Annotated in this window: 10 protein-coding genes; 6 read left to right on the plus strand and 4 right to left on the minus strand. The window is 40.6% G+C overall.

Annotated elements, in window-relative coordinates:
• Positions 1 to 15 precede the first annotated feature (15 nt).
• Together H6G68_RS09885 and H6G68_RS09890 are read right to left on the minus strand one after the other, a co-directional pair.
• A complete protein-coding gene (locus H6G68_RS09885) occupies positions 16 to 4,200 on the minus strand; it encodes a DUF4347 domain-containing protein (RefSeq protein WP_190906483.1) in 4,185 nt (1,394 codons plus the stop codon).
• 340 nt (positions 4,201 to 4,540) lie between these two features.
• Positions 4,541 to 6,469 (minus strand): heavy metal translocating P-type ATPase, encoded by a 1,929-nt coding sequence (locus H6G68_RS09890; RefSeq protein WP_190906484.1) that lies wholly within the window; start codon positions 6,467 to 6,469, stop codon positions 4,541 to 4,543.
• 491 nt (positions 6,470 to 6,960) lie between these two features.
• On the opposite strand from H6G68_RS09890, the gene H6G68_RS09895 reads away from it, so the two are divergent.
• The 5 genes from H6G68_RS09895 (at position 6,961) to H6G68_RS09915 (ending at position 13,993) form a co-directional block, all read left to right on the plus strand.
• Positions 6,961 to 8,172 carry a sigma-70 family RNA polymerase sigma factor gene (locus H6G68_RS09895; RefSeq protein WP_190906485.1) on the plus strand — a complete coding sequence of 404 codons (1,212 nt, stop codon included), beginning with the start codon at positions 6,961 to 6,963 and terminating at the stop codon, positions 8,170 to 8,172.
• Positions 8,173 to 8,174: 2 nt separating this feature from the next.
• A complete protein-coding gene (locus H6G68_RS09900) occupies positions 8,175 to 9,311 on the plus strand; it encodes a DUF1822 family protein (RefSeq protein ID WP_190906486.1) in 1,137 nt (378 codons plus the stop codon).
• A gap of 290 nt (positions 9,312 to 9,601) precedes the next feature.
• Complete coding sequence (locus H6G68_RS09905; RefSeq protein WP_190906487.1) at positions 9,602 to 11,941, plus strand: CHASE2 domain-containing protein; 2,340 nt, start codon at positions 9,602 to 9,604, stop codon at positions 11,939 to 11,941.
• Between the two features lie 411 nt (positions 11,942 to 12,352).
• On the plus strand, positions 12,353 to 12,808 hold the full coding sequence (locus H6G68_RS09910; RefSeq protein ID WP_190906488.1) for a hypothetical protein: 456 nt from the start codon (positions 12,353 to 12,355) through the stop codon (positions 12,806 to 12,808).
• 402 nt (positions 12,809 to 13,210) lie between these two features.
• Entirely contained in the window at positions 13,211 to 13,993 is a 783-nt protein-coding gene (locus H6G68_RS09915) for a DUF928 domain-containing protein (protein WP_190906489.1), read from the plus strand.
• Positions 13,994 to 14,125: 132 nt separating this feature from the next.
• Here H6G68_RS09915 and H6G68_RS09920 read toward each other — a convergent pair whose 3' ends face one another.
• Positions 14,126 to 15,658 carry a calcium-binding protein gene (locus H6G68_RS09920; RefSeq protein ID WP_190906490.1) on the minus strand — a complete coding sequence of 511 codons (1,533 nt, stop codon included), beginning with the start codon at positions 15,656 to 15,658 and terminating at the stop codon, positions 14,126 to 14,128.
• Positions 15,659 to 15,738: 80 nt separating this feature from the next.
• Between H6G68_RS09920 and H6G68_RS09925 the strand changes: the two genes are divergently transcribed.
• A complete protein-coding gene (locus H6G68_RS09925) occupies positions 15,739 to 15,927 on the plus strand; it encodes a hypothetical protein (RefSeq protein ID WP_190906491.1) in 189 nt (62 codons plus the stop codon).
• 66 nt (positions 15,928 to 15,993) lie between these two features.
• On the opposite strand, the gene H6G68_RS09930 is transcribed toward H6G68_RS09925, so the two are convergent.
• On the minus strand, positions 15,994 to 18,621 hold the full coding sequence (locus tag H6G68_RS09930; RefSeq protein WP_190906492.1) for a CHAT domain-containing protein: 2,628 nt from the start codon (positions 18,619 to 18,621) through the stop codon (positions 15,994 to 15,996).
• Positions 18,622 to 18,630 lie beyond the last annotated feature (9 nt).

The following is an 18,630-nucleotide window of genomic DNA, read 5'->3' on the forward strand; positions in this document are numbered from 1 at the left end:
AACATCAACAACCAATTAACTAAACAAGAAATTAGCACCAAACAGATTAACATTGAAGTTAGCACTATTAAACCCAGATGTACCGGATAAAGTAGCTAATAACTGACCAGTTCCAAAGCCAGTATTACCAATTGTGCCATCACCAATGCGTAGGAGAGTATTAGCCCCTGATGTCACCACATCAATATTAGCAATACCTGTAAACTGGAATTTATCACCACCGACACCACGCACAAACTGAGTAATGGTATCTGCACCATCATTCAAAGCATACTTAACGATATCCACAGCATTATCGTTTAAACCTAAAGACTGGATATCGTTACCAAGACCACCAATCAAAGTATCTGCACCAGCATTACCAGTCAGGGTATCGATACCTGCACCACCAGTCAAAGTATTAGCTGCTGTGTTACCTGTGAGGACATTATTTAAGGTATTCCCTGTACCATTAATTGCAGCTGTTCCTTGTAAAGTCAGGTTTTCTACATTGTTGGCTAATGTGTAAGTGATAGTGCTGAAAACAGCATCAGTTCCGGCATTAGCAGCTTCAGTGATGATATCTCCCGCATTATCAACATAGTAAGAATCATTACCCAAACCACCAATCAAGGTATCTGCACCTGTTTTACCATCAAGAATGTTAGCTGCTGTGTTACCTGTGAGGACATTATTTAAGGTGTTACCAGTACCATTAATTGCAGCTGTTCCTTGTAAAGTCAGGTTTTCTACGTTGTTGGCTAATGTGTAAGTGATAGTGCTGAAAACAGCATCAGTTCCGGCATTAGCAGCTTCAGTGATGATATCTCCCGCATTATCAACATAGTAAGAATCATTACCCAAACCACCAATCAAGGTATCTGCACCTGTTTTACCATCAAGAATGTTAGTTGCTGTGTTACCTGTGAGGACATTATTTAAGGTGTTACCAGTACCATTAATTGCAGCTGTTCCTTGTAAAGTCAGATTTTCTACGTTGTTGGCTAATGTATAAGTGACAGTGCTGAAAACAGCATCAGTTCCTTCACCAGCAATTTCGGTGATGACATCTCCCGCATTATCAACATAGTAAGAATCATTACCCACACTACCAATTAAGGCATCTGCACCTGCACCACCGTTGAGGGTATCTGCACCTGCGCCACCAGAGAGAGTGTTAGCTGCTGCGTTTCCTGTGAGGACATTATTTAAGGTGTTACCAGTACCATTAATTGCAGCTGTTCCTTGTAAAGTCAGGTTTTCTACGTTGTTGGCTAATGTGTAAGTTACAGTGCTGAAAACCGCATCAGTTCCCGCATTAGCCGCTTCAGTGATAGTATCTGCGATATTATCCACAAAGTAGAAATCATTACCAGCACCACCAATTAAGGCATCTGCACCTGTACCACCGTTGAGGGTATCATCACCATTACCACCATATAAATCATCATTGCCGGCTAAACCGTAGAGTGTATCACTTCCATCTAAGCCATCAATCCGATCTGCATTGGCTGTACCATTGAGAATATTGTTAGCTGCTGTGCCTATAATGGCGTTTTCTGCAATGTTGTTAATAATGATGGTGAGTTGTTTTTCGTAAAATAATCCATCTTGGTCTTGGGTACGAACTCGAATACTATAACTATTTTTGGCTTCAAAGTTAAAACTAGCTTGGGTTTTTAGTTGAGTACCACTGATGGTAAATAAACTGTTATTAGTTGAACCTGTACCACTAACTAAGCTATAGGTGAAGGTATTACCTATATCTGGGTCGGTGGTGGTGAAGTTACCAACTACTGTAGCAATGGGTTGATTTTCAGCTATGTTGCTGTTAGATAAGGTGAGGTTTGTTGGGGCTTGGTTTGTGATTGGGTTAGTAAATTCACTCACATCAATAATCTTTAACCCATCTGCACTATCAGCCACATAAGCGTAGTTGCCTACTATTTCCACATCCACAGCATAGTTAGAAGTATGATAGCCGACGAGAGTGGGTGCGGCTGGGTTGCTGATATTGATGATTTGCAGTCCTGAATACCCATCAGCCACATAAGCGTAGTTGCCTACTATTTCCACATCGAAAGCATAGTTAGAAGTATGATAATTGCCGACGAGAGTGGGTGCGGCTGGGTTGCTGATATTGATGATTTGCAGTCCTGAAGTCCCATCAGCCACATAAGCGTAGTTGCCTACTATTTCCACATCCACAGCAAAGTCAGAAGTATCATAATTGCCGACGAGGGTGGGGGTTGTAGGGTTGCTGATATTGATGATTTGCAGTCCTGAAGTCCCATCAGCCACATAAGCGTAGTTGCCTACTATTTGTACATCTAAAGCATAGACAAAGGTAGCATAATTGCCCTTGAGGATGGGGCTAGTGGGGTTGCTGATGTCAATGATTTGCAGTCCTGAAGTCCCATCAGCCACATAAGCGTAGTTGCCTACTATTTGTACATCTTCAGCAAAGCCATTATCATAATTGCCGACGAGGGTGGGGCTAGTGGGGTTGCTGATGTCGATGATTTGCAGTCCTGAATACCCATCAGCCACATAAGCGTAGTTGCCTACTATTTGTACATCTCTAGCATAGCCACTAGTATCATAATTGCCCTTGAAGATGGGGGTAGTGGGATTGCTGATGTCGATGATTTCCAGTCCTGCATCACCATCAGCCACATAAGCGTAGTTGCCTACTACTTGCACACCTCTAGCAAAGCCATTATCATAATTGCCGACGAGGGTGGGGGTTGTAGGGTTGCTGATGTCGATGATTTCCAGTCCTGTAATATCATTAGTGACATAAGCGTAGTTGCCTACTACTTGTACACCATTAGCAGAGTTATAAGAAGCATAATTGCCTTTGAAGACAGGCTCAGTAGGGTTGCTGATGTCGATGATTTCCAGCCCTGAACTAAAATTATAGGCTTCAGTGTAAGTTACATAAGCGTAGTTGCCTACTATTTGTACATCATTAGCCTTGCCATCAAGATAATAATAGCCCTTGAAGATAGGTTCAGTGGGGTTGCTGATGTCGAAGATGTTCAGGTGTGAATTATAATCATTAGTGAACTCGTCAATAGGATAGTAGCTAAAAGAAGCGACATAAGCGTAGTTGCCTACTATTTCCACATCTAAAGCCTCGTCGCCACTAGTATAATAATTGCCGATGAGAGTGGGTGCGGCTGGATTGCTGATATTGATGATTTCCAGGTATGAATCACCATCAGCCACATAAGCGTAGTTGCCTACTATTTCCACATCTAAAGCAGAGCCATTCGTATCATAATTGCCGATGAGGGTGGGTGCGGCTGGGTTGCTGATGTTGATGATTTGCATTCCTGAAGTACTATCAGCCACATAAGCGTAGTTGCCTACTATTTCCACATCTAAAGCATTGCCATTCGTATCATAATTGCCGACGAGGGTGGGTGCGGCTGGATTGCTGATATTGATGATTTGCAGTCCTGAATACCCATCAGCCACATAAGCGTAGTTGCCTACTATTTTTACACTCCTACCATTAGAGATATCGTAACTTCCCTTTAAAACTGGGTTGTTGGGGTCACTAATATCAATAATATCTAGGGTGTCCCCCACTGCGTAGGCGTAGTTACCCACCACTGTCACATCATAGGCATAGCTTAAACGATCCCACACCCCGATTAACGTAGGTGCAAATACTCCCTGATAGGTGTTGAGGGTATCTGCAAGAAAAACAATATCCGACAAATAATGTAGAGACGTTCCATGGAACGTCTCTACATCTGTGGGAATATTAACTTCTAACTCCCAATTTCCCCCTAATGCTGTATTTCCCGTTTTTGTTGCTGACGCGCTAACGGTTGCGTTGGTAATCTCATGTAATTTTCTAATAAATTCTTCTCCAGCATCCCCCGCAGCGACGTTACAACCATAGAGTAAAATGCTCTGACTTTGCCAACGCTGCAATAATTCAGTATATTTACCAATGTTATTTAAATTCAGTTGGCTATTCCCTAAATACAAACATCCAGGAGAACCGTGAGAAACGATGTGAATATTGGTAATTTGGGGATATTGTTGTAAAAATTCAGTAATTTCCTCAATTCCGTCTTTATTTGGGGAAAGAATGATTGTTTCTACTCCCTCAACAACTCCTGTCTGTAGGGTTTGATAGTCGGAAACGGAGGAATCAATAAAGACAACTGTGGTAGTTTTATAGAGTAAAGAGTTATTCAACATATTTATGATTTTTGCACCTGATAACAGAGTGTAGTTTTCTATTGCATTAAAATTAGTAGGGGTTTATTAGTTAAAAGGGCGGTTAGAAACCGCAATTAGACAGGCTAAACCCACTATTTTGAAAAAGTTAATTTTTAAACCTTTTGGAGTATCATATCATGTCCGCTTAATTACTTATCAGAAGCCGACATTACTGATATGAAACTTTACGTCTTGACGCGAAACCCATTCATACAGCGGTTCTCGATTGAATACAATATAATCTAGGGCGGGGAAACCCCGCCCCTACAGGCTTGGGGATAAAAAACTGTATCTCATAACAGTAGAAAGCGCTGTATATTCACTTTTTCAACAACCTTAAACCACTCAAAGTAACTAATACCGTCGAACCTTCATGGCCGATAACGCCAATAGGGAGGTTAATATTACCGAAAAAGTTACCAATTAAAAGTAAAACAATAAAACCCAAAGCTACAGTGATATTTTGTTTGATTATAGAGTGCGATCGCTTGCCCAATTTCATCGCCACCGCAATCTTTTCTAAATTATCCGCCATCAATACTATATCTGCGGTTTCCAAAGCTACATCACTACCAGCCACACCCATAGCAATACCGACAGAAGCTTGCGCTAACGCAGGTGCATCATTAATACCATCTCCCACCATAGCCACAGTCTGGTAATGTTTCTGGAGACTACGAATTACATCTAGTTTATCTTCTGGCAAAAGCTCTGCATACACTCGATCAATTCCCACCAACTTAGCAACAGTTTGGGCGGTTCTGTGATTATCCCCAGTTAACATGACAATTTCTTCAATTCCCAACTTCCGTAACTGGGGAATAGTTGCAGCTGCTTCTTCTCTGACTTCATCTGCGATCGCAATTATACCCAAACAATTGGTGATTCCTGATTGAGAATTTTCCTGGGCTACCCAAACCACAGTTTTACCCTCATCTTCCCAACCTTGCGCCGTTTTTTGCAAAGCAGCAGGTAAATTAGTCACAGACTTTTTAATAAAAGTCCCATTCCCGACAATGATCTTTTGTTCATCTAATATGCCAATAATACCCTGTCCTGGGATAGCTTGCGCCTCAATTGCCCGTTCCCATGTTAACTCAGCCGCAGCTTGAATAATTGCCTTAGCAATGGGATGTTCAGAAGCCGATTCTACAGATGCTGCTGCTGTTAATACATCATTGTGAGTAAATTCCTCAGATGCAATTACCTGAGAGACTTTTACCAGTCCTGTAGTTAGAGTACCAGTTTTATCAAATGCGATCGCTCTGACTTTCCCAATCATCTCCAATTGAGAGCCATTTTTAAACAAAATTCCCCTTCTTGCACCATTAGCAATTCCAGATAGTAAAGTAGGCATTATCGCCGCCATTAAAGCACAGGGAGAAGCTACCACCAAAAAAGTTAAAGCCCGATAAATCGTAGTTTCCCAATCCCAACCCCAAAGAAATGGCGGTAAAATTGCTAATAATATTCCCGCAATCACAATAAACCGCGCATAGCCCCGTTCAAATTTTTCGATAAACTCTTGAGAAGGAGGTGCTTCTGTTTGCGCTTGTTCAACTAACTTAATTACCCGTTGAATTAAACTACTTTCCGCAGGTTTGTGTACTTGCAACTGTAACGCCCCATAACCGTTGAGACTACCTGCAAAAACTTCCTCTCCCACCGTCTTTTCTACAGGTAAAGATTCCCCCGTAATAGCCGCTTGATTTAAAGTACTGTAACCAGATAAAATCACCCCATCAGTAGGAATAATTTCCCCCGGTTTCACAATTATTTCATCTCCCACCCGTAACTCAGAGATAGAAACCATTTCTTCACTTCCTTGACGCAGAACCCGCGCTGTATCTGCTGTCAAACTCATCAAACTGCGGATACTGCGTTCTGTGCGACGCATAGCGTAACCTTCCAACGCGCCACTAATAGCAAAAATGAGAATTAAAATCGCGCCATCGATAATTAGATGATATTCCCGTTTCCATAATCCCAAACCAGCAGCCCCTAGAGCCGCCACTATCATCAACAAATCTACGTCTAGTTCTTTTTCTTTAAAAAGAGTAGTTAGCCCCTCACAGGCGCTTTCATAGCCGCCTATGACATAAGCAGCAGGTAACAGTAGCAACGCCAAACCCAACCAGTTGAGATGTAAAGCAAACCAGCCGAGAAATAGCAGGAAACCACAAAGCATTGCGGCAACAGCGTCAGCGTGTTCTATCGTGAATTGTTGAAACCGTTGAGGGTAGAGCATGAGATTTGTCTGAAGATAACTACTCTCACCCTAAACCTTGACATTAATGTCAATGTCAAGAATGTGGACTTTATTTTTTGTCGCTACACCTTATATAGCCGTCCTAAATTAGTTGTAAACAACAATATAGCAATTCCCATTCAAGTGAGGTACAAGCAGTAACAATTACAGAACTTACGCAAAATTTCTCTAAACCCTCTTTCCTTCTCTTCGAGACGCTACGCGAACGCGCTCTTCGCGTCTTTGCGGTTCATTTTTTCCTTACTTTTGCGTAAGTCCTAAATTAAACGCAGATAGACGCAGATAATTTTGTACTTCATTAGACTAGGAAATGCTATATCCCCGACTTCTGAGAGAAGTTGGGGATCTAAATCTTTTAGTGTTCACAAATCAGAAAGGATTACTATATATTTGATTATATCTTTTGAATTCAAACGATATACTTATACTGGATATCAACATTTAAACCCTATTTAGCAACCTATTAATTCATGCGCTCTCGGCAAAGTATCCTGGAAATGTTTGCGACTTTCCTACAATTTGAGGCTGAACGCTTCAACGGTTGGGTATATGATGCCAAATTACGTCGCAGCATCCAGAAGCTCTTATTACAAATACCCCAAACGCAAAACTCAGAAAATTTTTGGGCAATTTACTGGCATAAAGCTTGGCAAACTCAACCAAATTCCTTAGCACTTGGTCATCTATCTGCTTACTTGCAAGAAACCTGTTATTGGTCTGTACAAAGAACAATTCCCCAATTTTCCAGCTTACAGAGTAGTTTATCTGACTGTTTTCAGATAGCAATTTCCGAACTTCCCAAAATCTTAAAAGGTTGTGATCCTAATCAAAAAGCTAGTTTAAAAAGTTATAGTACTGTCGCTTTTGGTAATATTATCCGCGATGCTTTACGCCAAAAACAAGAAATAGATTTTTGCCATGATTGGGCATTATTGCTGAAATTAAGCCGCAAGCGACTCCAGGAAGCTTTACAAAATGCTGGGGTGACAGATGAGATTATTGCTCGTTACCTGTTGGCTTGGAAATGTTTTACAGATGGTTATATTCTCAGTAAATCTCCAGGTGTTCGTAAATTACAAAAACCTGACCAAGAGACTTGGGAAACTATAACTCAACTCTACAACCGCGAATGCTTAACCCTTAACCCCCCTGGGACAGAATGCAATGCCGAAACTCTAGAAAAATGGCTGGTTTTTTGTGCCAAACAGGTGCGTGCTTATCTTTATCCAGTGGTTTCTTCCCTCAACTTACCCAAGTTAGGACAAGCAGATGGTGAATTGCAAGATGATTTACCAGATAATACTCATGAATCTTTACTAACTAGTATAATTGCTGAGGAAGAAGCCGAAACTCAAAAAAATCAACAAACAGAAATCCACAACTTGTTAATTGCGGCCTTGGAAAAACTGACTCCACAATCACAGCAGTTATTGCAGCTATATTATCAGCAAGGACTCACCCAACAACAAATAGCCCAACAGCAACAAATCCAGCAATATCAAGTTTCACGTCAATTAGCTAAAGCCAGAGAATCCCTACTGCTGGCCATTACCAAATGGAGTCAGGAGACAATGCATATTTCTCCAAGTTCCAACGTGGTGAAATATATTAGTGCAGTGTTAGAGGAGTGGTTACAGAATTATTTCCGTAATCTGGAATCTCACTCCTCAAAGGAGAAATAGTTATGTCTCTGTTCTGTGTCCCCCCTACCCAACTGTGGTTAGAGGTATCTTTAGAGGTACAAAACCAATCTTGGCAGCAAAGCCAGTCTTTTGTGAGTCCTCTCGGTCGTTGGAATGCCTTTTTGAATCAAGTATGCCTCAGTACCTTTCTACCTTGGTTGCAAACAGAATATGCACCAGAAGCTACTGTAGAAACCCTTCCCCAGATTTGGGAAGTAGTCAGCGGCACTGCTATAAATCTGGATACAAAACGCCTGATTCTGATTCCAGATAAAAATTTAGAAACTAGAGAATTTCATGTCCCCCAAGAATGGATAGATATTCCTAAGTTAGCTGGAGATTATTATCTAGCAGTACAAGTTAATCCTGATGGTGAATGGCTGCGAATTTGGGGTTATACCACCCATGAACAATTAAAAAATCAAGGTAGCTATGATCCTCAAGAGCGGACTTACTCTTTGGACGCTAATCAAATGATTGAGGATTTGAATGTACTGTGGGTTGTACGTCAATTATATCCTGAAGAACAAACACAAAAAGCGATCGCTCCTTTGCCTATTTTATCAACTACCCAAGCAGAAAACCTCAAGCAAAGATTAGCAAATCCGACAATTACTAATCCTCGCTTAGAATTGCCCTTTGAAATTTGGGGAGCATTATTAGAAAGGGAAGACTTTTTCCCACAAACCCAGAATTCAACAATTGTTAATTTGCGTCAGTGGTTTGAGAATGTGGTTACAAATAGCTGGCAAACAATAGAAACATTATTTGGTGCAGAACCCAATTTAGCCTTCAGTTTTCGTCAAAGCAATGATGTTGTTGAAGAATCAATTCGACGGGTAAAAGTAATAGACTTATCTAGTAGTCAAACAGTGGTACTGATGTTGCATTTAACAGCAGAAACAGATGGTAGAGTAGGAATTCGCGCTCAGTTATATCCGAATAATCGCAATTCTTATTTACCAACTAATGTTAGACTAGCATTGATTTCTACATCAGGCGATGTTGTGCAATCAGTAACAGCAAGGGAAGAGGATAATTCTATTCAACTGAAAAGATTTCGCTGTCCAGTAAATACAAGATTTAGTATTCAGGTAATTCTTGATGATTTCACCTTCACAGAAGAGTTTGAATGTTAATTAGTTATTGTAGGGGTTTAGCAATGCTAAACCCTTACCCACTAAACAACTTGTCAGAATCAGGATTTCCAGGATTTAAGGATGAACAGGATTAAGATGAGGACTGTATCTCGTTCCCAGGCTCTGACTGGGAATGCCATCACAGAGGCTCTGCCTCTGATATCATCGTTAATGCAGCTTGGCGTATGCTCCGCTAGAGCCATAGGCAGAGCCTTCTAAAATTCATTCCTATACAGAGTATGGGAACGAGAAATAATCTCTTACAAATTACAAATTACAAATTACCAAACATGAGTAAATTGATCGTCCTAAATTTAGGAAAAGGAAACTTACACCAAGGGTTTCCCACGGTCATAGCTCAACTTTGGCAAACAGATGTTCCTAATCCCATGCAATTTACAGGTGGATTACCTGCTGCACCACAATTAGAACATCTTTATCAACGTTGGCAACAATTGTATACAGCGTTATATGCAAGTTTAGGATGGCGTAGTCACAACATTTCTGAATTTGAAATTGAAGAAGAAGACGTTACTCATATTTCTCAAGCCGAGTTTGAAAACCTCTGCCAAGAATTACAAAAAAGTCTGAATATATGGCTCAATAGTTTAGCGTTTCTGAATATTGACCGCAAGCTACGAACCCAACTTTTACCTACAGATGAAATTCGCTGCATTATTACTTCTGAATGCCATCAAGTTTTAAAGCTACCTTGGTGTTTGTGGAATTTTTTTACTGATTACCCATTAGCAGAAATAGCCCTCAGTCCTCCTGAATATACCCGTGCAATTAAAAATAAGCAGAGAAAGACTAATGGTAAAGTTAGAATTTTAGCTATTTTAGGCGATCGCAATGGCATTGATCTAGAAAAAGACCAAAATTTACTACGACAATTACCTAATGCAGAAATCAAGTTTTTAGTTGAACCTAACCGTTCTCAACTTACAGAACAATTATGGGAATCTGGTTGGGACATTCTCTTTTTTGCGGGGCATAGTTCCAGTCAAGGTAAAGGGAAAATGGTACTAAATGCTGGCGAAACTTTGACAATTGATCAATTAAAGTATGGTTTACAAAAAGCGATCGCACAAGGTTTGCATTTAGCTATTTTTAACTCTTGTGATGGTTTGGGCATAGCAGAAGATTTAGCAGATTTGCATTTGCCCCAAGTGATTGTCATGCGAGAACCTGTCCCCGACAGGGTTGCACAGGAATTTTTAAAGCATTTCCTCGCTGTTTTTTCACGAGGACAAACTTTGTATACAGCAGTCAGAGAAGCTAGGGAAAGGTTACAGTCTCTAGAACATGATTTTCCCTGCGCTACTTGGTTGCCTGTGATTTGCCAGAATCCATCAGAAATATCGCCAACTTGGCAGGATTTTTGCGGTCAGCAGTCTGGTTTACAGTTGTCACGCGCCAATTTACGGCAGTTACCAGTTGTGGTTTTGGGTAGCTCAATTATTACTTTTGTGATAGTAATAATACGGTTATTAGGGGGAATGCAAGCCCTAGAATTGGGAGCATTTGACCAATTAATGCGATCGCGCCCCAAAGAACAACCAGACTCCCGGCTATTGGTTGTAACCATCACTGACCAAGATATTCAAGCACAAGGACAAGAACCTAGACAAGGTTCACTTTCAGATAAATATCTCAACTTATTACTCACAAAACTCGAACAATATCAACCAGCAGCTATTGGTCTAGATATATACCGGGATTTTCCCGTAAGTGCCAACCAACCAGAACTAGTCAAACGGATGCAAAAAAGCGATCGCTTGATTGCTATTTGTAAACGTGCTGATCCAGAATATGACCCCACAGGCGTTTCACCTCCACCGGAAATCCCAGAAGCAAGGCTGGGTTTTAGCGATTTTATCGAAGATAACGACAGTGTAATGCGCCGTCATCTAATGGCCATGACCCCAAATCCCATCTCATCAACTTGTACTCCCGCTTACGCCTTCAGCACTCGGTTAGGGTTTTTATATCTGCAATCACGGGGAATTACCGCCAAATTTACACCAGATTGGAATTTACAACTAGGGAATAAAACCTTCGGACGTTTGTACAAAAGAAGTGGCGGTTATCAGTCCATAGATGCACAAGGCAGTCAAATCCTGCTGAACTATCGTTTTTCGCCCTCTGTACAAGCGATCGCCCCACAAGTTACCATGAGCCAAGTATTAAATGGGCAAATTAACCCCAATGCCCTCAAAGACCGAATTATTCTTATCGGTGTCACCAGTAATAGTAGTAGTGATTATTGGTCTACACCTTATGGTAAAAGCCCCTTAGAAGTCGTACCAGGCATATTCATTCAAGCACAGATGGTCAGCCAGATTATCAGTGCTGCTTTAGACAACCGACCTCTATTATGGGTTTGGAGTCAGGGGATTGAAATCTGCTGGATTTGGTGTTGGTCTTTGACAGGTGGATTACTAGCTTGGTATGTTAGAAAAATCACTTATTTAATTATTATCTTAGCGATCGCAATAGGCACACTATCTGGACTCTGCTTAATCATACTCATTCAGGGCGGTTGGATACCTTTAGTACCATCTCTGATTTCTTTACTAATTTCTAGCGCTCAAGCTACTTATATCAGTAAAAAATTACAGAAATTTTAGATATGGGTAATGTATCAAAAAGTTAGGTAAATTACATACAAAGCCATATACAAAGAGACTTTCAAACCTATTCCCTCCTGTATATCAATAAACCAAACAAAAATATCTAAAAGTCTATAGCGGTATGCACTTGAATGAGGCACATCATAGCCCCCTCCACGAAACAGCGGGGAGGGGGTTGGGGGAGGGGTAATTGTATCTCACTGAACCAAGAAACGCTATATCTGTATATACACTTGAGGCTATTTTATCGGATTTTTTGGTCTAAGTCCTACTAAAAAAACTTTTTGTTTTGCGCTGATTTGAGTGCATAAACCTCAAAACTGGAACGTGTAACTCATCAAGAAGTCAAATGGCTAACACCAGACTTCTTGACAAACAGTATAAATTCATTGACTTAAGGAACTGAACATGAATATTTACCCTAACAAAAAAATGAAATCTTTGTTATTAATCTTGGCTACAACTTGTGGAACAGCTTTATCAATTGTTGGTACTGTGAATTCTGCTGTTGCCTCAGAATTAACAGCTAATAAAAATTCAGCAGTAAATAGCAGAAATATAGCTAGAGTAAGTACTTGTCCCAAATATACAGGAGGAGGAAAGTTATTTGCCAAAATTGAAACTCGTAATTTTATTATTCACCTTTGCGATCGTCGTGGAACGCTGTTTTATACAGGCATTTCTAAGCAGAATGGTAGAGGAATTTATTCTCTGCCAACTTATTCAGAAGAAGGAATAGGAATTATTGCCAAGAATGGACAATATGAATATGTTGTTACTGGGGCTGAACTAAGCATTTCCAAGAATGGCAAACTTTTACAGTCAGAACGTGTAATTAAATATGTTAGTGGTAACTCCAATTAATTTTAAAGACAAAATTCTGAAAGAGCAAATTCTGATAAACCTAAAAATTTGTCAAGCAGTAGATGTTAGTTCACAGTGCAATATGACTGAGATAAAAAAATAGACTGAAAACCCATCAAGTGGAAACCTAAGAACCCAAAAAGTTTTTAGGTTTTAACGTATTGAGAACACACTCTAAATATCTGGATTTCTTTCTTCCTTTGCGCTTACTCTGCTAGAAACCACTTCTTCTCACTGCGTGTGATCTAAAAATGTGGTTTATTTACCCAAAAATCGCTGTAAATTGGGGGATAAAAGCCAATGGAGAGATAAAGTTTTTATAGTCAGAAATCAAGGGCATATTCATAAAAAACAGGTATAACTTGTTATATACATTGTTTCATTAAAAAATAAATTTTTGCTATGAAAAAAACACTTTGGTTTCATACTGCCAGCATCATCTCTGCAATGACATTGAGCATTTTTAACTTACCAGGAAATTGGCAAAGTGGACAGGCTAAAACCCCAACACAAACTACTCAAATACAGTATATTGCACCAGGAGTGCAGGAACAGCCAGGAGAACCCAGAGGCCGACGTAAAGGTGGGGGTAGTCGAGGCCCATGTAAGCAGTATACAAACCTCACGGCTCTAGTACCCATAACTAAAACAAGAACGAAAGATTTCGTTTGGGGACAATCAGCATCTCCAAATCCCACATTTTGGTTTTTAGTACCTGATAAGTTAACTCCCAAACTTCCTGTTGAATTTGTAATTCAAGACGAAGCAGATAATTATGTCTATCAAACAAAATTTAATCCACCAGAAACACAAGCAGGTATAGTCAGCCTAGCTATAAAACCTACAGTACCCTTAGAAACAGGCAAATCTTATCGTTGGACTTTTGCCATTTATTGTGATCAAGATAAGCCTTCTGCATCCGTTTATGTTCGAGGTTCAATGACGCAAGTTGCCCTCAATCCAACGCTGCAAAAGCAACTAGAAGCAGCAAAAACACCATTAGAACAAGCTGCTATTTTTGCCAAAAATGGTATTTGGCATAATGCCTTAACAACTTTGGGGGAACAAATCCAAGACAGTAAGAACAAAGACCCGAAAATTGCATTAGCTTGGAATGAACTACTCAAACAAGTTAATTTAGATAATTCTGCTTCCATTGTTCCATGTTGCACACCCAAGCCATAAACATATAGCAATAGCTAAACCCACATTCTGAAATGTGGGTAAAAAAAACTACACCCAGAAATTATTTGAAATTCCTGGGTGTAATTAGTAGACTTAAAATTATGAATTTATCAGACTAATTTCTACAGAGTTTTAAACAAGCTGGATGTCTAGACTAACCGCGAAACCAGCAGGTTTATTCTCAAGAGTAGCGAATTGAGTTCCTTGGAATAACAAACCACCAGTAACATTATTATAGCTGAAACTATTGACATCAGTAATCCCAAATCCAACTTTAGAAATTTGAATCTTGTCACCTTCAGCCCAACTAAAATCTTTGATCACATCAATTCCTTCTAACTTGGAGTTGAAAACAAAGTTATCTGCACCAAGACCACCAGTGAGGGTATCATTGCCAACTCCACCAGTGATGGTATCGTTGCCAGCACCACCTTTGAGGATGTCATTGCCAGCACCACCTTGGAGAACATCGGCATATTTTGTGCCTGTGATCTCAAACTTCTCAATATTGCTGTAACCAAGTATGCCCGTACCAGTCAAGCGGCTGAAAATCTGATTTTGTCCCAGATATCCCACATGAACACCAGCACCATTGTCTAACAGGCTGTAGTCTGCCCTGAGAGTGTCAATGCCAGCACCACCATCAATACTACCGTTAGTATCAATCAAAATATCATTACCATCTCCACCAAAAAGGTAGTCATTACCAGTTCCACCATCCAGGATATCATTGCCAGCCCCGCCACGAATTTCATCATCACCAGCACCACCTTTGAGGATGTCATTACCAGCCGCACCCCGCAAAACATCGGTATATTTTGTGCCTGTGATATCAAACTTCTCAATATTGCTGTAACCAAGTATGCCCTGACCAGTCAAGCGGCTGAAAATCTGACTATATCCCAAATATCCCACATCAACACCAGCGCCATTGTTAAGCAGGCTGTAGTCTGATCTGAGAGTGTCAATGCCTACACCACCATCGACACTACCGTCGGTATCAATCAAGATATCATCGCCATCTCCACCAAAAAGGTAGTCATAACCAGCCCCACCTGTGATGGTATCGTTGCCAGCCCCACCCGTGATGCTATCATTGCCAGTACCACCATCTAAGATATCATTGCCAGCCCCGCCATCTAAGATATCATTGCCAGCACCACCTTTGAGGATGTCATTGTTAGCACCACCTCGCAAAACATCGGCATATTGTGTACCTGTGATCTCAAACTTCTCAATATTGCTGTATTTGAGTAAGACAGAAGCGTTATAACCCAAACCACTGCCAGGAATTATGCTGTTATCATCGCTATAGATGGCATTTTCTCCGTTGTATCCCACTTCAATCCCAACGCCATTATTAAATAGACTGTAGTCTGCTTTAAGAGTGTCAATCCCTACACCACCATCAACAATACCGTCGGTATCAATCAAGATATCATCACCATCCCCACCATTGAGCGTGTCATAACCAGCCCCACCTATAATGGTATCCTTGCCAGCACCGCCATTGAGGGTATCGTTACCAGCACCGCCATCTACTTTGTCATCTTTAACTCCACCCGTGAGAACGTCATTACCTCCCTTTCCAGAAAACACCCAAGCTAAACCATCATTAGGAGCAGCAAAAACATTATTGTTATCGTCACCAGTGTATGTAGGCATTTGAGTTTGTCCTTATATTTTTCAAAGTAAAAGTGATGTCACATCTGAGGTGATTAACCTCGTTTTTTGTGTAATGGAGTTTGGCGTTAGCTTTTGAACTCCTTGCTGATTTACACGCTGGGGTTTTGAGTTTTATGCAGCTATTTGGAAAAATAAAAAATAAAAAATTTGCTGACTTGATCAAAGTCAGTCTTGGTAAGCATTGTGGCTTTACTGAACGCAAACTTGATTATTATTTCGTGTTACAGGGCATTGCCCACCAACGCTGATTGAGAAGGTGCAAGATGTGAATTTGCTCAGAAATCGGAAATGATTCAGATCACAATGCCAGCAATCTAAAGCCAATTTCCCAACAATACGTAAGATGCCCAATGCACAGGATGTCGATAATCAGGGTCTTTTAATAGTGAGAGTTGAGCTAGTCGCAGTGCTTCTGCCTTCGTCACTTGCTTAGTTGCTAACTCTTTATAAAATTGACCAATGAGAAGCGCCCCAGATTCATCATCAAGACTCCAAAGAGAAGCTAAGGTACTGCGTGCGCCGGCTTGAATTGCTACTCCAGCCAATCCTAAAGCCGCTCGTTTATCTCCCTCGGCTGTTTCGCAAGCACTCAAAACCAGTAATTCAATGGGTTCAGGTCTAGTTTGTTCTCGACTGCGAAGTAAGTCTTTTAATTCATTCACCTTCATGGGTTTATCCCAAGCCAACACAAAGGTTTCATCAGCATTGGAACTAAATTGACCGTGAGTTGCTAAATGCACTACAGAGAAGGGGAGAGAGTCAATTTGTTTGCGTAACGCCCCACTAGTAAATGTCTCATTCAGGAGAACTTCGCTAGGTACTTCCAACTCAACTGCCTTTAATTCCTCATTGACATTGGGTAAAGAACTAAATCCATGTCTTGCTTCTGCCAGTCCAGCTACCAGAGTTTTCAGCCGACTTTGCCGTAAAGGACGAGGCCCCAATAACTCTAACCCCGGCGTAAGTGCCACACTGTATTTCTCTAATAAATACTGTTTGCCATCATACAGTGCAGCCATTGGTATATTCCGCAGGGAACCATCCAAGACGAAAACTAATGTTGTCACCTGACTTTGAGACAGTTCTGCTTGTACAGGGCGAATTAACCAATCATAAACTTTTGCAGCTAATAATTTTCCGTCAGGAGTTGTGTAAGGTTTTTCTAAATTGAGTCTGAGTTGTTCTGCAACTTCTTCAACTTCATTTTGAGATACTTTGGTAGCGTAGTGCCGTAATGCTTGCTGGGGTAAACTCAGAATTACTTCTAGTCTATCTTGGAGAATAATCGGATAAATTACTGCTGCTTTTGATTGTTGAATCTGTTCAATTGGTACTATCTGTCCTTCTAGACAAGCGGAACGAAAAAAGTTATCAAGTTCTGCTAATTGTAATGATTCAATTACTTGACGGGCTTGTTTTAGCTGCTCTTGACTAGGTTCTGTGCTGGTGTCTGGATTTAAAAGGAGTTCTACATATTCACGATACACAGGTTCTACAGTTTCCCGAAAGGAAAATTGGATATCTGTGTTGATTGCCACCAAATCGCTCCGCAGAGATTTTAACGTGGTGAAGGCTATTTTATAAGCATCTGTCGCTGGCTTGATTACCCCTTGAGCTTTTAAGATGCGTCCTAATTGCCACTGCCATTGATAGGCAACATCTGGAGCATTAATAGCTTGGGCTAGTTGTAAAGCTTGTTCGGTTAACTCTTGAGCATTTGACCATTGCGGAATTTGTTCATAAAGTCCACCTAAGTAACCTAACGCATAGGATTGGGCTTTTTGGTCATTTAAACTTTTAGCTTGTTGAAATGCTGTGGCAAGTAACCGCGCCGATTCAGTTCTTTTATTTCCCAGTTTTACCAAACTTTTCGCCAGGTTAATGCGAGCATAAATTGACGAGCGACTGGGAGATAATTTGGCGAGATTGGGCTGGATTTGTATCCACAGATTTTCGGCTTTTTTCTCTTGTGCAGTGGTTATCAATAAGTAAATTTGATTAATTTGAGCCTGAATTTGTGTAATGCTTGCAGGTGAAGTTGTAGCTGCCTGTTCATAATATTTGAATGCAGATTCTGTATCGCCTTGGGCATAAGCTGTGTTGCCCAAGCTGAGTAAAGTGGCGCTTATTTCTTGTGTTAATACATCTGCACCCTGTAATACTTGCAAACTTTGCTGCAAAACTTGCCGAGAATCACCAAAAGCCCCCACTAATCTAAGAACATTGCCCAAACTACGCAAACCTGTACTTTTCAATTGCTGGTCTGGCTGATTTACCAGTAATTGTTCCACATCTGCTAAGGTTTTACGAGCTTGGATGTAAAACCCCAGAGCTTGTTGAGCCTGAGCCTGATTAATTAAACTGCCAATTCTGCCTTGTGTATAGCCAGCTTCCGTATAAATAGCAGATGCTTGTTGCCAAATGTTCAGAGCTTGTTCTGCTTGACCTTGAGCTAATTCTAAACTTCCTTGAGTGTTAAGAGCTTGGGCTAAAATTAGCTTTGTTTGTGGAGTTTTTTGTTCTTTATTCCCCAATAGTTTCAAACTGGAAGTAATTGCTTCCTTTGCCTGCTGCCACTGTCCCAACTGCTGATAAGCTAAGGCAAGATAATTTAACACCATAGCTTGAGACGATAGATTATTTTCTCCTTTGAGTGCCTGTTGCCAAATATTTACAGCTTCAGCATATCTTTCAGCTTGGTACAGTTCTCTACCTTGCTGAATTAAATTTGAGTTCTCCCAGTATTGTGTAGAACTATCCCCAATTTCCTTTGCTTGCAGAAGTGGGAAGCTAGACGGGAAAGGTTTAACAGAAGAGGCCGTAACTGGCTTAAAGTCGAGCATCACCGTTAGACTCATTCCTGTTAGCGCACAAAGCAGAAAAGCTAGAACTTTACGCCAAAATCTCTGCTGTTTTTTTGTTATTTGCGAGTCTAACTTCATAACTGGCTA

The organism is Anabaena catenula FACHB-362, assembly GCF_014698735.1.
Taxonomy (GTDB): domain Bacteria; phylum Cyanobacteriota; class Cyanobacteriia; order Cyanobacteriales; family Nostocaceae; genus Anabaena; species Anabaena variabilis_A.

What these genes read in the sequence shown, in the direction of transcription:
- H6G68_RS09885 (WP_190906483.1), bottom strand. Translation starts at nt 4,200, where the DNA reads ATGTTGAATAACTCTTTACTCTATAAAACTACCACAGTTGTCTTTATT.
- H6G68_RS09890 (WP_190906484.1), bottom strand. Translation starts at nt 6,469, where the DNA reads ATGCTCTACCCTCAACGGTTTCAACAATTCACGATAGAACACGCTGAC.
- H6G68_RS09895 (WP_190906485.1), top strand. Translation starts at nt 6,961, where the DNA reads ATGCGCTCTCGGCAAAGTATCCTGGAAATGTTTGCGACTTTCCTACAA.
- H6G68_RS09900 (WP_190906486.1), top strand. Translation starts at nt 8,175, where the DNA reads ATGTCTCTGTTCTGTGTCCCCCCTACCCAACTGTGGTTAGAGGTATCT.
- H6G68_RS09905 (WP_190906487.1), top strand. Translation starts at nt 9,602, where the DNA reads ATGAGTAAATTGATCGTCCTAAATTTAGGAAAAGGAAACTTACACCAA.
- H6G68_RS09910 (WP_190906488.1), top strand. Translation starts at nt 12,353, where the DNA reads ATGAATATTTACCCTAACAAAAAAATGAAATCTTTGTTATTAATCTTG.
- H6G68_RS09915 (WP_190906489.1), top strand. Translation starts at nt 13,211, where the DNA reads ATGAAAAAAACACTTTGGTTTCATACTGCCAGCATCATCTCTGCAATG.
- H6G68_RS09920 (WP_190906490.1), bottom strand. Translation starts at nt 15,658, where the DNA reads ATGCCTACATACACTGGTGACGATAACAATAATGTTTTTGCTGCTCCT.
- H6G68_RS09930 (WP_190906492.1), bottom strand. Translation starts at nt 18,621, where the DNA reads ATGAAGTTAGACTCGCAAATAACAAAAAAACAGCAGAGATTTTGGCGT.